The 14,970-nt window shown below is 35.8% G+C and carries 12 protein-coding genes; 5 read left to right on the top strand and 7 right to left on the bottom strand.

Translation table 11 applies throughout. The features are described 5' to 3' along the window. Window positions 1-42: 42 nt before the first annotated feature. Together rng and E0H80_RS16565 are read left to right on the top strand one after the other, a co-directional pair. Entirely contained in the window at window positions 43-1,497 is a 1,455-nt protein-coding gene (gene rng / locus E0H80_RS02290) for a ribonuclease G (protein ID WP_131362734.1), read from the top strand. 132 nt (window positions 1,498-1,629) lie between these two features. Next, window positions 1,630-1,800, top strand: coding sequence for a PA1571 family protein (locus tag E0H80_RS16565; RefSeq protein WP_165494270.1), 171 nt, complete (start codon window positions 1,630-1,632; stop codon window positions 1,798-1,800). Between the two features lie 53 nt (window positions 1,801-1,853). Here E0H80_RS16565 and E0H80_RS02285 read toward each other — a convergent pair whose 3' ends face one another. Both E0H80_RS02285 and E0H80_RS02280 read right to left on the bottom strand, forming a co-directional pair. After that, a complete protein-coding gene (locus tag E0H80_RS02285) occupies window positions 1,854-3,236 on the bottom strand; it encodes a WS/DGAT/MGAT family O-acyltransferase (protein WP_131362732.1) in 1,383 nt (460 codons plus the stop codon). A 171-nt stretch (window positions 3,237-3,407) separates the two neighbouring features. Further along, window positions 3,408-4,142 (bottom strand): phosphoadenylyl-sulfate reductase, encoded by a 735-nt coding sequence (locus tag E0H80_RS02280; protein ID WP_131362730.1) that lies wholly within the window; start codon window positions 4,140-4,142, stop codon window positions 3,408-3,410. Window positions 4,143-4,341: 199 nt separating this feature from the next. Between E0H80_RS02280 and thrH the strand changes: the two genes are divergently transcribed. Next, a complete protein-coding gene (gene thrH, locus E0H80_RS02275; RefSeq protein ID WP_131362728.1) occupies window positions 4,342-4,959 on the top strand; it encodes a bifunctional phosphoserine phosphatase/homoserine phosphotransferase ThrH in 618 nt (205 codons plus the stop codon). 71 nt (window positions 4,960-5,030) lie between these two features. Here thrH and E0H80_RS02270 read toward each other — a convergent pair whose 3' ends face one another. Both E0H80_RS02270 and E0H80_RS02265 read right to left on the bottom strand, forming a co-directional pair. Further along, window positions 5,031-6,227 (bottom strand): OmpP1/FadL family transporter, encoded by a 1,197-nt coding sequence (locus E0H80_RS02270; RefSeq protein WP_131362726.1) that lies wholly within the window; start codon window positions 6,225-6,227, stop codon window positions 5,031-5,033. 326 nt (window positions 6,228-6,553) lie between these two features. Continuing rightward, window positions 6,554-8,080: an outer membrane protein transport protein gene (locus tag E0H80_RS02265; RefSeq protein WP_131362724.1), complete on the bottom strand. Its 1,527-nt coding sequence runs from the start codon at window positions 8,078-8,080 to the stop codon at window positions 6,554-6,556. 1,000 nt (window positions 8,081-9,080) lie between these two features. Here E0H80_RS02265 and E0H80_RS02260 point away from each other — a divergent pair. Together E0H80_RS02260 and E0H80_RS02255 are read left to right on the top strand one after the other, a co-directional pair. Continuing rightward, window positions 9,081-11,060, top strand: coding sequence for an ATP-binding protein (locus tag E0H80_RS02260; protein WP_131362722.1), 1,980 nt, complete (start codon window positions 9,081-9,083; stop codon window positions 11,058-11,060). 59 nt (window positions 11,061-11,119) lie between these two features. Continuing rightward, window positions 11,120-12,511, top strand: coding sequence for a hypothetical protein (locus tag E0H80_RS02255; RefSeq protein ID WP_131362720.1), 1,392 nt, complete (start codon window positions 11,120-11,122; stop codon window positions 12,509-12,511). 114 nt (window positions 12,512-12,625) lie between these two features. On the opposite strand, the gene E0H80_RS02250 is transcribed toward E0H80_RS02255, so the two are convergent. From E0H80_RS02250 to E0H80_RS02240, 3 genes are all read right to left on the bottom strand, one after another. Beyond that, window positions 12,626-13,246, bottom strand: coding sequence for a hypothetical protein (locus E0H80_RS02250; protein ID WP_131362718.1), 621 nt, complete (start codon window positions 13,244-13,246; stop codon window positions 12,626-12,628). 12 nt (window positions 13,247-13,258) lie between these two features. Then, window positions 13,259-14,284 (bottom strand): hypothetical protein, encoded by a 1,026-nt coding sequence (locus E0H80_RS02245; protein WP_131362716.1) that lies wholly within the window; start codon window positions 14,282-14,284, stop codon window positions 13,259-13,261. 116 nt (window positions 14,285-14,400) lie between these two features. Then, a complete protein-coding gene (locus tag E0H80_RS02240) occupies window positions 14,401-14,886 on the bottom strand; it encodes a hypothetical protein (protein ID WP_131362713.1) in 486 nt (161 codons plus the stop codon). Window positions 14,887-14,970: the final 84 nt, after the last annotated feature.

Below are 14,970 nucleotides of genomic sequence, written 5' to 3'. Positions count from 1 at the left end.
CGGCTGAAAAAAAAGAATTTTTATAATGTTTTGAGTCTTATTATGTCTGACGAGTTGTTGATTAACGTCACACCCATGGAATGTCGGGTGGCCTTAATCCAAAATGGTACGGTCAATGAACTATTCGTAGAGCGCACGGCTAAACGTGGTCTGGTTGGAAATATTTATAAAGGCAAAATTGTCCGCGTTTTGCCGGGTATGCAAGCTGCCTTCGTCGATATTGGTTTATCGCGTACCGCTTTTTTGCATATTAACGATATGGTCTGGCCGCGTAACCAGCCGACCCCGAATGTTTTTGAGCTGCTGCAACCGGGTCAAATTCTCACTGTTCAAGTGATGAAAGACATGCTCGGAACCAAAGGGGCGCGTTTAAGTACAGATCTTTCCATTCCTTCGCGTTATCTCGTGCTCATGCCGTTTGGTCATCATATTGGCGTTTCCCAACGGATTGAATCTGAAGTCGAGCGTGATCGCTTACGGTCGATGATTGACGGTATTCAAACTAAACATAAACTACCGGGTAGTGTGATTGTACGTACCGCTGCTGAAGGTATTGCGGAATCAGAAATTGCTCAGGATATGGCATATTTGGCCAAGCTTTGGGAATTTGTTCAGCGCAAGCAAACCAGTATTGTTGTACCTTCACTGATTTTTGAAGAGCTTCCGCTTCCGCAACGGGTGATTCGTGATTTAGCCAATGAAAATACTGCCAAGATTTCAGTAGATTCACGTGAAATTCATGCCAAGTTGCAAGAGTTTGTCGAAGAATTTGTACCGAGTATGCAAACCAGATTGATGCATTACCCGGGTGAACGTCCTATTTTTGACTTGTACAATGTAGAAGAAGACATTCAAAAAGCCTTGCAAACGCGGGTAGCTCTCAAGTCGGGTGGCTATTTAATGCTAGACCAGACTGAAGCGATGACCACAATTGATGTCAATACCGGTTCATATGTCGGTGGTCGGACTCTGGAAGATACTGTCTTCAAAACCAATATGGAAGCGACGCAAGTGATTGCTCGTCAGCTGCGGTTGCGCAATTTGGGCGGTATTATCATTATCGACTTCATTGATATGCAGGAAGCACAGCATCGTGAGGAAGTGATGAGCCAGTTTGAGCGCATGCTTGAACGTGACCACGCGAAAACTAAAATCACGCAAGTATCCGAGCTTGGCTTGGTCGAAATGACCCGTAAGCGTACTCGTGAATCTTTAGAGCACCTGTTATGTGAATCATGTTCGATCTGTCAGGGACGAGGTTATGTGAAAACCGCAGAGACAGTGTGTTACGAAATTTTTCGAGAAATTTTAAGATATGCGCGTGCTTTTGAATCAAAAAGTGAATTTACCGTGATTGCCCATCCTTTGGTGATTGACCGATTGTTAACAGCTGAAGCACCGGCAGTGGCCGATTTAGAGCACTTTATAGGGCGTATGATCAAGTTCCAAGTGGAAAATCTATATACGCAAGAGCAATACGATATCATTCTGAGTTGAAATTGTAACAGAATGTCGTTAAACACTTGTTACATCTGAAATTTTACTTTCTAAGTGTAATTTCTAATACTAGTCATACACAGTAGCCAAAGCCAAAATCTCCCTTTTTGGCTTAGCAAAAAGAGGTATGACATGAGTATGAGCCAAGTCGTTATTAAAAAAAGTTTGAAAGCTTTAGATCACAAATCAACACAGAAAGGTTATATCGTTGATGAGCAAGGTAAAGAAGTTCAGATTACTGCTGCCATGATTCGTTCGGTTTGCCATCAATTATTAAATCAATGCCGTAGTATTAAAAATTAAGGGGCGAATAAACGCCCCCTAATTGATTTATATTTATTCTTTTGAAACTGCGGTTAACTTACCGCCTGTAACTTTGGGGTTTCTTGACCCACGATCTCTTCAAATCGCTGAATTTCATCTTCCAAGTGAATCAATAGGTTTTGCATTTTAGGTAATGCATTACGACAGCCTGTTAAGCCCACTTCCAGTTTATCTAAATAACTGGTCATTGTAATATTCAGAGCTTGCCCATCTAAAACAATAGAAGCCGGGTAGAGTGCATCCAGTTTTGCACCATTCCAATATAACGGTTCACGTGGGCCGGGAACATTGGAAATTACAATATTGAACGCTTGACGTGTAGGCATCATGCCTGAAACGATATTTAAACCAGCCGCCCCATAAACCAATGCACTATAGTTCAAAATTTGATTTGAGTTCATGCGTTTAAAACGCTGCTTCGCATTGAGTACACTACGACGGATTATCTGCAGACGTTCTAATGGGGTTTCTTTATGGGTGCCCAGATTGGCTAAAATCATCGTAATACGATTTGAAACCTCGGAATCATCATCACGAATTGACGCAGGTACCATGGCAATGAGGGGCTTTTTCGGCAAGGCTTGTTGACTGATCAGATACTCGCGTAATGCACCCGAACAAATCGCCAGTACCACATCATTTATGGTCACACCGAGTGCTTTGGCAATCTTGCTTAAGCGACCCAGCTCAAAGGATTGTGCTGCGAAACGGCGTGATGAACTCACGCGTTGATTTAAAATACTGCTTGGAGCCTGGAAACTTGAAACATAGTCAGGATTACGTCCCATATCTTTAAAGATGGTTTGAGATAATTCATACATGACTTTTGGGGTGGATTCAAATTGTTCTTTTAAAGCACCCATGATTTTTTTTATGCGACTCTTCTTCTGGGGCTCTTTAGAACGTTTAGCGCGAGGGCCTTCAACACACCACAGCGGCACAATACTTTTTGCCTCTGGATCTTGCGACAATGATTTTTCAACTAAACGCATTCCTGCAATGCCATCTACCATCGCATGGTGAATTTTAAAATACATGGCAAAGCGGTTGCCTTCAATCCCTTCAATAATATTGCAGGTCCAAAGTGGTTTAGCACGATCAAGTAAAGCGCTATGTTCTTGTGAAATATAAGTCAGTAATTCACGGATTCGAGCTGGGTGAGGAAGTGCAATGTGACGAAAATGGTGGTCTAAATCAAATTCCTGATCTTCATCCCAAAATAGGCCATTCAGTTTATTATTAAAAGGGGCAACAGGAAGAGACTTGGACTTACGGATATCGGCAACGAGGTCTTGAATAAATGTATCAGGGGCATTGTCAGGAATCTGAAATAGAAAAAGTCCACCAACATGCATGGGTTGCTGACGTTTTTCTAGCGACAAAAAAATAAAATCAATAGGGTGTAAAGGACGCATAGCGTGGAATGCCTCACTGCAATTTCATTGGCTGTTCTTATTTGAACAGGCTTGTTAGAATTATAAAAACCGTTTTTTCAGTATATCTTTTTTCAAAAATAAAAGAACCGCTTTCTATGTAAGGAAAAGTGAATAAAAAGCCACTAAAAACAGTGGCTTTTTTTGAAAAAATTATTTTATTAAATTTCCGGCATGTAAGCCACATTCTTTATGAGTGGCTTCTTCCCACCACCAGCGACCCTCACGTTCATGTTGATTTGGAAGAACTGCGCGTGTACACGGTTCACAACCAATAGAAATGAAACCACGTTCATGTAAGGGATTATAAGGAATTTCCATCATACGAATATAATTCCATACATCAGCGCTTGACCAGTTAGCTAGGGGATTATATTTGATCAGTTGCTTTCCGGGTCCAGAAAAACCTGTATCGGCCTGAACCACAGGAATTTCATCACGCGTACCTGGGCTCTGGTCTTTGCGTTGACCGGTTATCCAGCCATCTAAGCTTGCCAGTTTTTTACGTAGCGGTTTAACTTTGCGAATACCACAACACTCTTGGTGACCATCGCGATAGAAACTAAATAAACCTTTGTCAGTGGTAAGTTGCTGAATTGCCTCGTTCTCTGGGAAACAAATTTCGATATCAATTTTATAATGCTTACGCACAGTTTCTATAAATTGATAGGTTTCTGCGTGCAAACGACCAGTATCTAAACTAAAGACACGAAAGGGTTTGCCTAGATGGGAAGCCATATCAATTAAAACCACATCTTCAGCACCTGAAAATGAAATGGCAATTTCACCCTGCTGACTCAAAGCAAGTTCCAGAATTTCGCTGGGAGATTTATCAGCATATTCAGATGCAAGTGCATCAACAAGGTCAATGGTGGGGATTGTAGTCATGACAGTTCCTGGCGTATAGGCTTGGACACTTAAAAACCTATATTAATTTAATTCACAACGATTTTAATAGAATTGGAATAGCGTGCTTAGCACTAAAAAATAAATACTTATGAATTAAATAGATTTAAAAAACAGCACATGGAATGTCAATTTTTAAGCTATCATAATGCAAATTTTTTCACTGACATTGGGAGAACCCATGGAAATCGTATGTCTTGATCTTGAGGGTGTATTAGTTCCAGAAATTTGGATTAACTTCGCCAAAAAAACTGGAATTAAAGCATTGGAAGCCACTACACGTGATATCCCAGACTACGATGTATTGATGACACAGCGCCTGAATATTTTAAAAGAGCACGGTTTAGGCTTGAATGATATTCAGGAAGTGATTGCAGATATGGGACCATTCCCGGGTGCAAAAGAATTTGTGAAATGGGTCAGTACTCATTTCCAGCTGATTATTCTTTCAGATACTTTCTATGAATTTGCGCATCCACTGATGAAGCAATTGGATTGGCCAACGATTTTTTGTCATAAGTTGGAAACCGATGAAGCAGGAATGATCTCTGCCTATAAACTTCGCCAGCCAGATCAAAAACGTCAGGCGGTCAAAGCACTGCATGGCTTGAACTTCCGCGTGATCGCAGCGGGGGATTCATATAACGATACCACGATGCTTGGTGAAGCAGACCACGGGTTCTTGTTTGATGCACCTGAAAATGTGATTGCTGAATTCCCACAATTCCCGCCAATTAATGGTTATGATGCCTTGAAAGAAGCAATTCGTAATGCTTCAGTTCGTGATATTCCAGCTTAATATTTAAGTTTATAGAATAAGAGAAGGGCGCTAATAGCACCCTTCTTTATTTAGTGCTAATTTTAACGTAATTAGAAACGGTAACCGATTTTCATACCATAGCCAATGGCATGGTTATCTTCAAAATCACCTACCTGAGTACCACCAGTTTGTGCAGTTGCATCACCTAACCAGAAGTATTTTACACCAGCTTGAATAAAGTAGTTTGCAGCAGGGCTGTATTGACCGCCTAGACCCACACTCCAGTAACCTTCAGTCGGTCCTAAAGTAGTTACAGGGTTACCAGCGCCAGAATCGTATCCAACTGCTGCTGTACCCGACCATTTGTTAGTAAATTTATGACCTAAGCCAACGGTTGCAGACCATTGATCATCGGAGTAGTCGATTAAATTTTGTGCTTTGCCTTTAGCAAGCGCAGAAGCTTGCGCTAATAATTCTGGCTTAACAGCAAATTGGTCCCAATGTACCCAACGAAGATTTGCAAATGCTAAAGTGTTTTGAGCAATACCTGTTTGTAAATCAATGTTTACAGATTGTGGGGTAGTCGCTTCTACAATGCTTTCTCTAGCACCCAATGTTGCCAATATCGGTTTAGCAGGGCTTAATGGATGACCTGTTGCAGGTAACTGTTGTCCTAACAGAGCTAAGCCTGACGTTTCATGAGCTTGGGCTTCATGTTTAATTTCAGAACGATAGGTTACTGATGCTTTAAGAGCGATTTCGGGAATTTGATAAGCAAAACCAGCGAGCCAACCGTATGCTTCTTCTTGATCAACTTTAATATTGTAGCCACTCAATAAGGAGTAAGCTGCACCACGTAATTTAATATCAGCTTCAACAGTCTGCCAAACTGGACCGGCATAAAAATTCCAGTTTTCAGTTGGCTGATACCCGATTAAAGCTGTGAGGGTATTTGTTTTTACTTCTACAGAAGTGCCTTCTGTACCATTACCAAATGAACCAGCAGTTGAAGCATATTGAGAGTCAGCACCAAATGGTTGGTCATATAAGAGACCTACAGAAATTTTATCAGTTGCTTGAACTTTTATTGCGGCAGAAGGGAAGTAATAATCTTCTGCCATATCGCTAACATTGAGTTGGTTTGATTTTACTTCAGGATCTAGAACAGAAATACCTGCTTCAGCATAATTCCCTGGCTGTAAAAAAGCCGAAATGGATTGACCTGAACGGTCTAAACCGCCTGCAATTACTGAAGTAAGTGGAAGAGTGCTAATAAAGATAGCAATAGATAAGGTATTGAGCTTCATAGTTCTTTCCCTGATGCCATTTTGTAACTAAAAGTCATGGAAAAGTAACATAAATAAAAAAAGAGTAAATGCTCAGCTATGATTAGATAATGAACTGATCAATTCAAAAAATGAACTTGAATAGAGTAAAAGTACTAACAATACTTTTGTATATTAATGATTTATAAGTGAAAAAATAGAGTAATAAGCTTAGATAATGAGGAAGCTACAAGTAATTCCTTTTGATCAAATTTAAAACATATAGATTGTGATATTAAAAAAACAAGAGATGTAATGTAAAAAAGCCATTGTAAACAATGGCCTTTATATTAATTTATTTAATAATTTTAGAAGCGGTAACCGATTTTCATACCATATGCGATGGCATTGTTATCTTCAAAATTAGCAACGTATTCATTTCCACCAGCTTGAGCACCAGTTTGGGCTTTTGCATCACCCAACCAGAAGTATTTCACACCACCAGCGATAAAGTAATTTGGTGCTGGGCTGAACTGTAGTCCTAAACCAACATTCCAGTAGCCTTCTGTAGGACCTAAAGTAGAAACGGGGTTACCCGCACCAGAATCCCAACCTACTGATAGATTACCAGCCCATTGTTCGCTTAGTTTACGACCAACACCGACAGTTGCTGAAATTTGGTCATCAGAATATTCAACTAAGTTAAAACCATTTGGACGTTGGACTAGAGGACCCACTGCATCAGATAATAGACCAAATTTATAAGGGCGAATTGAGAAACTAGACCAATCTACCCAGCGAACATTAGCAAAAGCAACTGTATTTGCCATAATACCGGTTTGAAAATCTAGGTTTACAGATTGTGGAGTCGTGATTTTAGTCTCGCCACTTGCTGCCGCAATCCCTGCTGCTGCAGCTGCACCATTTGGAAGTAATGTTAAAGCGGGTAAAGTTGGGATACTCTCATTAATATTTACATCGTGATCAATTTCAGAACGATAAGTCAAAGATGCTTTCAAAGCAATATCAGGAATTTGAAATGCTAGACCTGCTAACCAACCTACACCATGGGTTTCTTTAATACTTGCATCATAGCCATTGAATATGCTGTATGCCTGACCGCGCAAACTCAGATTGCCTTTAACAGTTTGATAAACTGGACCAGCATAAATATTCCAGTTTTCAGTCGGTTGGAAACCAGCAATAAATGATAAGTTTTGAGTATTTACTTCAACCTTGGTATTTCCAGTGCCTAGTAAACCATTAATGCCAGCTATTTGAGCTTGTGCCTGAGCTAGTCCCCCAGCATATAAAGTATCATAAGCTGTTTGTGCGGCTGCGACAGCATTACCACCTGCTGCATTTACCTGATTTTGTACAAAGGTCTGCAATGCTGCGCCTGAAAAGCCAGCTTGAACACCTAATGCACCAATCACTGTTGTTGGGCTACTTGTAATAGCTTGAGTAGTAATACCATTTGCAGCTAGTGTATTTTGAACAGTCTGATTAGCAAGACTATTTAAAGTTGATTGACCTAAAATTGTGTTGGTTGAATCTGAAACAAAAACATTATTACCTGTATATTCAGCATCTGCACCAAAAGGTTGGTCGTACAAAATACCAAATGAGAACTTATTAGTAGGCTGAAATTTTAGGGCGGCACTTGGAAAATAATAATCACCAGCCATATCTGAAATATTGCGTTGTGTAGCACTGGCACCTGCTTCTTGTCCTTCTACAGTAGGATCTAAAACAGAAATACCAGCTTCAAAGTAGTTGCCTGGTTGTAAGAAAGCGGCAATAGATTGACCTGAACGGTCTAAAGCTGCTGCGAATGCACCTGTCATTGGCACAGTTGCTAGAAGAATCGCTGTACTAAGTGTTTTTAATTTCATTGTGTGTCTTTCCTTGAGGTACAAATTTTTTTACTGCAGATTAGTATTATTTATGCTCAGTATTAATTTTTGGTAACATCGGCCTTTCAACCAGATATCATTTGTTACTCCATGTGACAAAAATAACACAATAAAAAAAAGAGTAAATGCTCTAGAAAAACTAATTAGAATAAAAATACCACTTATTAGAGTTTTTAATTTGAATTTGATTATTTTTGGATTTTAAGTTTTTGATAAATAATCATATATTTAATTTAGACTTAAAATCTTATTTGGTTAAAAAATAATCATTTATCGTGAAAAGTGTAGTAATTATTTGTTATCTAGATCACATTATTTTTTTACATAAAAGTTACGCCAGAAATATAAGATCTGGAATGAATAAATCGTAATAGGGTAAATTATTATTTTTAGCTTTAATTCTTTAATATTTATTTTTAATTCTTAAAAAATCATACTCTTACTCATTGCAAGAATAAATTTTAAATACTTAATGCGAAGTTAGGGATAGTGAATTAATTTAATATTTATTCATGGAGAGGCTGCATCTAAGAGATTCTTGATACGAAATTTCATTTTTATTGATACGCTTGTGCGCCCTGCGCGAATAGAACTATGATCCATATGTCTTTATAATATTGGGTTTAATGATTTCTATTTTTGATTTGTATCCCTATTTGTATCCTTATTTGCTTAAGTACTGGATGATTAGGTAGATGCGATCATTAGCCGTTACTTTTATAGCTGTTCTTGGTTTGAGAGCGACAGATGAACGCAGGTAGTTAGGTGAAGTGCGGATTGGCTGCGTTGCATAGTCGGTATGGGGTTATTGAGTATGTTTTAGTTTAAGTATTAAGTTTGGTTGACAAGTCATTAATTTATACTTATATAACTGTTCTTATTAACTTTAATCATTGACGGATTAGCTAAAGATGGTTCAATATGAGCCATCTTTTTGTTTGGGTAAGTACTGTATTAGACGGTATTTGGGTAGAGGGTTATGAATAATAAAATTAAAGATTTTAAACCTTTAAAAATAGTCGCTACACCAGGACATATTAAAACCCTAACGGAAGCTTCAGCAACGAAAGCTTTAAGTGAGCTAATTTGGAATGGCTTCGATGCTTCTTCTAAAACTGTATCAGTAAAACTTAACCCAACCGCCCTAGGTGGTCTAGATACGATTGTCGTTGAAGATCAGGGGAACGGAATTCCGTTTAAAGATGCTAAGACATACTTTGGAGAAATTGGTGATTCTTGGAAAAAAATTAAAAAAGAAACTTATCACCATCCGTTGCATGGCCAAAATGGCAGAGGAAGATTTAAAGCTTTTTGTTTAGGTGCCGATATCGAATGGAATACTACATTTGTAGATCAGAATTCTTATAGTACTTATTCAATAGTTGGCAACCATAATCAAATTGAAGAATTTAAAACTAGTGCATTAGAAAGTAATAATGAAGGTCAAAAGGGTACTAAAGTTATTATTTCTAACTTGTACAAGAAAGCTGATGAGTTATTAAAAGAAAAAACACAAAGCGAGCTAACAAAGAGTTTTGCAGTTTTCCTTACGGAGTTTCCGCATCTTCAGCTAAATTTTAACGGTATTAAAATTGATCCTAAAAGTGTTCAAGTTTGTTCGAGAGATTATGATTTAACAGAAGATTGCAGAAAAATCACAACGCATCCTGTTAAATTAACTATTATAGAATGGAATATTGAAACAGAGCGCGTCATAAACTTATGTTCTGCTAAAGGGATTTCATTAGAAGAATATGAACCTAAACATAGAATAAAAGCGAAAGGCTTTAACTTTACTGCTTATCTGAAAAGTGAATATTTTCAGGAATTAGAAAATGAAGGTGTGCTTTCACTAAGAGAGCTTGAACCCACAGTAGGAAAGATTATCAATGTAGCTGTTGCTACAATTCAAGAACATTTCAGAAAGAGGATGGCTGAAAAATATAGTGGAATTGTCCAAGAGTGGAAAGACCAAAATATCTACCCTTACCAAGATAAAAACAGTTTTACCTCTGTAGAGAAAGCAGAACAAGAAGTGTTTGATATTCTTGCTGCCAATGTACAAACATTCTTACCTAATTTTGAAAAAACTGAAAAGACTTCTAAGAAATTTATGTTTAAACTAATCGCTCAAGCTATTACTGAAAATCCAGAATCTGTTCAAAAAATTATTACTGAAGTTTTGGATTTAAAGAAAGAGGATCAAGATAAGTTGGCTGAGCTATTAGATAATACAACACTGTCTTCAATTATTTCTTCTGCCACAATTGTGGCAAATAGACTAAATTTTCTTGATGAATTAGAAAATCTTCTATTCGGTGAGCGTACTAAAAAGGTATTCACTGAAAGAGACCAGCTACACAAAATACTAGAAAATGAAGCATGGATTTTTGATGAAAACTTTACGTTATCTCAATCTGAAGAACGGTTAGAGACAGTATTGAAAAAGCATTTATCAATCCTTGGAAATCGTGAAGATCCGGTTGAAAGTATTGATCCCGTACTACTGTCTGATGGCAGAACTGGACGTATTGATCTGATGCTAAAAAAGGTCAATCAAACACGGCACGGTGAGTTTGACTATTTGGTTGTTGAGCTAAAAAGACCATCCAAAAAAGTTGATGCTGAAGTTATTGTTCAAATCAAAAAATATGCCACGGCTGTTGCCGCAGATGAGCGATTTCATAATATTCCGGCTAAGTGGACCTTTTTAGCTATTTCCAATGAGTTAGACGACTATGCTCAAGATGAAGCTAACCAAAGAAATAAACCTAAAGGTTTAATTCATGATTCAGCACAGCATAATATTACAGTATGGGCTAAAACATGGTCAGAAGTTATTGCTAATGCCCGTGCCAAGTTGCAGTTTATTAATCAACATCTTCAATATGAAGTAACTCAAGAGAGTTCTCAAAAGTATTTAAAAAAAGCGCATGAGAAATTTATTCCGAAGATTTAGTATTATTCAAATAGAAAGTTATTTTACAGTGGAAATTACTGAAGTTGATTAGGTGTTAGATGCATATTTTTAAGCTACATGAAAAAATTGTTGAAGCTCTCAGAAAAGATGCCAAAGAAAATAATTTGGATCTTAGTAAGCTAGAAGAATATATAAGTAATTTTAGTAGTGATGATTTTATTTTTAAAAATATGGAGCCTTCTTTTCAAGAAATTTTTTTAAAAAATATACATAATAAATTTATTGATTTAAATAATAGTCAATACCCAGGTCATAAGGTTATTATTAGAAATTGGTTTGATGGTTTTGTAGATAGAGATAATGATATTATTTATAAGTTTCAAAAAGTATTTCATGGGCCTTTTTGGGAAATATATTTGTATGCAATTTTAAAGGAAAATAATTTTATTATTGATTTTGATAAGTCTCCTAATCCTGATTTTATTGTTACAAGCCCTGTTGAAATGTGCATTGAGGCATGTAGTTCTAATGTTGCTGAAATAAATAATCGTCCAATTGTACAAGATAAGGATAGAAGCCTAAAAAAAAATAACTTTAGTTTAAAGAAACCATTATGGAAAGAAGATGAAAGCTTAATTAAAGAAATTATAGATGTAGCAATCATAAGATATACTCACTCTATATTAAGTAAACATAAAAAATATTCAAAAATCTACTCTAAGAAAGACTTTGTTAAAAATAAACCATTTTTACTAGCACTAACATCATATGCTCAATTAGATTATGGGAGAGAAAATCACTATGGTGCAGTAGCTACTTTTTATGGTAAGTATTTGTCAAAAATGGATGAATCATATGGTTTTACTCAAATTGAATCTATAATGACTGAAAAAGGTGAAAAGCGTATAAATTTATTTAATTTAAAAAATAATGGAGTTTATAAATATAAATATATTTCTGCTGTTATTTTTTCTAGTAAAATAACTTTAGGAAAAGTAACTTCGTTAGCTGAACAGCTTGATATAAAATATAAAAAAAATATTAATTATATTTTTCATGTTTATGAAGATTTGAAAAATGGTAAAATAGATTTACGCCCAGTTACAAAGTATATTGAAGATAAATTTATTGATGAAAATTTAGTAAGGCATTATAGTTCTATTCTTTCTGAGGTAGATTGTAATCCTGAAAATGTATCAAATTTTAGGGATGAATTATTAAAGAATACAGAAAATAAAGTTGAACCATATGATTTAATTGATGGGCTATTCATTTTACATAATCCCAATGCTGAAAATAAAATTTCAATGGATTTATTCGACCATCCTAGAATAGTTCAGGTTTATCAAGATAGTACAACGGGGGAATTAAAATTTTATAAAAATTCAAAAACCTTAGTATCTTCGTTTAATTACCCATGGTTCATGTATCCTGAAAATGATCCAATTGGTTTTCAAAACCTAGTCAGAGAAAATTTTAATTCTATCTAAATATTTAATAAAAAGCACTTCACGGTGCTTTTTTTAATCCCTAAAACTTTCACTTCGTTATTAGGGTTTGAATTATAAAATAGGGTAAGAAAAAGAAAACCCACCGGAGTGGGATTAATGGTCATTAGGAATATGAATTCTATTACCCAAGTAATATAGACAATAAAAGGTAATTAAGATCATCTGTGAAAAGAATAGTGTTAGAAAGAATATTGATATTCCATAAAGAACTAAATTTAAATAATAATTTAGAATTAAAATTCCAATACTGAAAAAGAATTTAATAACTGTACAAAATAAAAATAAACATATACTCAAGAAAGTTAGGTAAGAGAAGGCTTGAGCTAAGAATCTACGTCTACTCATTTCATTGAAATTTTTATCCAAAGGGGGACTACCAGACATTGGATTATCCATATCTGGATTATTAAAAGTGGATATAGCTGCTAATGCAGCTATATAGAATCCCGGTAGTGTTTGTAAAAAACCTAAAACAATTCCAAAAGCATCATTTTGGAAAAAATTTGTCTTACATGATTCTGTACAAACTTGAATAAAATGAGAAATCAATAAGGCTATGAGTGTAGAGAAAATTGCAATAATAACTGGATAAACCCAGTCTACTTTATCTTTATCAGCTGCATTTTCCTTGTTTTGCTTATTAATTTCATCATCTTCACTTTGCGCCCAGGATATATCTAGATAATCACATGGCCTAAATATATTTTTGATCATAGTTGAATATCCTCAACTTCGTTTTAGCTCAATCAAAGCTCTATCACAAAGACTATCATTAATTTTAGGCTCTTTTTCCCAAGCTTGAAATTTAAAGACTTTGGGATCTAATTTAAAGGTTTTTGCAAATAATAGATCCAGCCCTTCACTAGGAGAGTATGTCACATTATGGGGGTAACCTTGATCATCCGAGTATTCAATGCGATATACTTGCTCACTGATTGGAATATGTTCTTCTGTCTTAAACCAGTCTGAGATTTTATTTAATCTTTGCTTAATTGTATTCTGAATTGCTTTTTGATCTGTGATTTGATTGGGGATAAATTGAGAGTCAATATCAAAATGTAATTGAGACTTTTTTCTCCGAATAAATGGTAAATTATCATTTTGATTATGAGTTTCTTTATAAATTAATTGTAAATTATTAATCTTACCCATTTTAAAGGCATTTAGGATTTCATTACTGAACCTATTATCAACATTGCAGGCTACTGTGCGATGGAGCTGCACATATGAACCATCTTTCTCCCTGAATCCTGACGGGTGATCTTCGTGAAATAATGGAAGGTCAGGTTTGTTTTCTCGGATGTCTTCTATCAAGTTGTTGAAAAAGACCCTTACTAAGTTCGAGTTTATTCCAGATCCTCTTTCACGTTCAATACCTAAAATAGCCTTATATTTTGAAACTACATAGAATACTAAATGGATACGGCAATCATCACCCTCGGTCTCTTTTTTATCAGTGAGGCGTGTATCTCCGGTTTCAGTATCAGTAAAACTTCTATTTCTTGCATCTTTATCAGATATTACGATCAATAACTTAGCTTGTTTTTTAGATTTATCTAATGAAATTTTTCGCAAATGTACTCGTAATTGACCTTTATGTAATGAATAAATGTATTTTTCAAAATTTTTATAGGACTCAATTGCTGCGAAGTAGTCCCAAATCTCAACATGTTCCTTGGGTTTGTGTAAGTCTTTTAACTTTTTTGGTTCAAGATCAAATTCATGAACGGAAAATGCAACCGGTTTATTCATTGTGGCCCCTGTAAAAATTAAAACTTATTTTAAAAAACCTTCGCTTCGTAATAAGTACGATTTATTCTAAAGAGAGATTAGCTTGCCAAATATTTATGGCTAGTGTTGGATATAACTTATATTTGAACTGGTACTAAATTTATTTTCCATTGATCGCCAAAACGCTCATTTAGGTATTGTGAAATAGCCTCTTTACGAGCTTCATATTGAGTATCTTTATACAGCACAGCATTTTTACCGGTAGATACCCCATAACGAGTAAAGCCATCCATAGCATCATTTGCAGTCGTCACATTAGTAAGGAATATATGTGCCTTACCATTCTTAATGAAGCTATTGATATCTTTTAGTTTCGGGGAAATTTCTTCAGGAATAATAATTTCCACAACATGGTATGGGTCTTTAGAAACTGGCTGGATTATGTAATCAATGCCTCTGGTCATCCCCCCACTGAAACTTTGTGCTGTTTCATCTGCGGATTCCATATCATCAAAGAGTCCTATATCAATCGCTTCTTGCTGTGACTTTGTAGTAGTAAGCCAACCGTCATCATCAGGAATGATGTAGGAATTTTCTGATATCAATTTGATGATGTATGACATAAGAACCCCAAAAAATAATAAAATAAAAAATTTATAAATCATGAGAGTTATAACTTTTATTGGGTGCTTTTCCAACAACTATAT

Source organism: Acinetobacter sp. ANC 4779 (genome assembly GCF_004331055.1).
Classification (GTDB): domain Bacteria; phylum Pseudomonadota; class Gammaproteobacteria; order Pseudomonadales; family Moraxellaceae; genus Acinetobacter.
Note: the sequence above shows the minus strand (reverse complement) of the source record. Positions and strands in the feature narration are given on the sequence as shown.

Bases quoted from the DNA above. Each gene is read 5' to 3' on its own strand.
- E0H80_RS02270 (WP_131362726.1), bottom strand. From the start codon at position 6,227: ATGAAGCTCAATACCTTATCTATTGCTATCTTTATTAGCACTCTTCCA.
- E0H80_RS02285 (WP_131362732.1), bottom strand. From the start codon at position 3,236: ATGCGTCCTTTACACCCTATTGATTTTATTTTTTTGTCGCTAGAAAAA.
- E0H80_RS16565 (WP_165494270.1), top strand. From the start codon at position 1,630: ATGAGTATGAGCCAAGTCGTTATTAAAAAAAGTTTGAAAGCTTTAGAT.
- E0H80_RS02255 (WP_131362720.1), top strand. From the start codon at position 11,120: ATGCATATTTTTAAGCTACATGAAAAAATTGTTGAAGCTCTCAGAAAA.
- E0H80_RS02265 (WP_131362724.1), bottom strand. From the start codon at position 8,080: ATGAAATTAAAAACACTTAGTACAGCGATTCTTCTAGCAACTGTGCCA.
- thrH (WP_131362728.1), top strand. From the start codon at position 4,342: ATGGAAATCGTATGTCTTGATCTTGAGGGTGTATTAGTTCCAGAAATT.
- E0H80_RS02240 (WP_131362713.1), bottom strand. From the start codon at position 14,886: ATGTCATACATCATCAAATTGATATCAGAAAATTCCTACATCATTCCT.
- E0H80_RS02245 (WP_131362716.1), bottom strand. From the start codon at position 14,284: ATGAATAAACCGGTTGCATTTTCCGTTCATGAATTTGATCTTGAACCA.
- E0H80_RS02280 (WP_131362730.1), bottom strand. From the start codon at position 4,142: ATGACTACAATCCCCACCATTGACCTTGTTGATGCACTTGCATCTGAA.
- E0H80_RS02250 (WP_131362718.1), bottom strand. From the start codon at position 13,246: ATGATCAAAAATATATTTAGGCCATGTGATTATCTAGATATATCCTGG.
- rng (WP_131362734.1), top strand. From the start codon at position 43: ATGTCTGACGAGTTGTTGATTAACGTCACACCCATGGAATGTCGGGTG.
- E0H80_RS02260 (WP_131362722.1), top strand. From the start codon at position 9,081: ATGAATAATAAAATTAAAGATTTTAAACCTTTAAAAATAGTCGCTACA.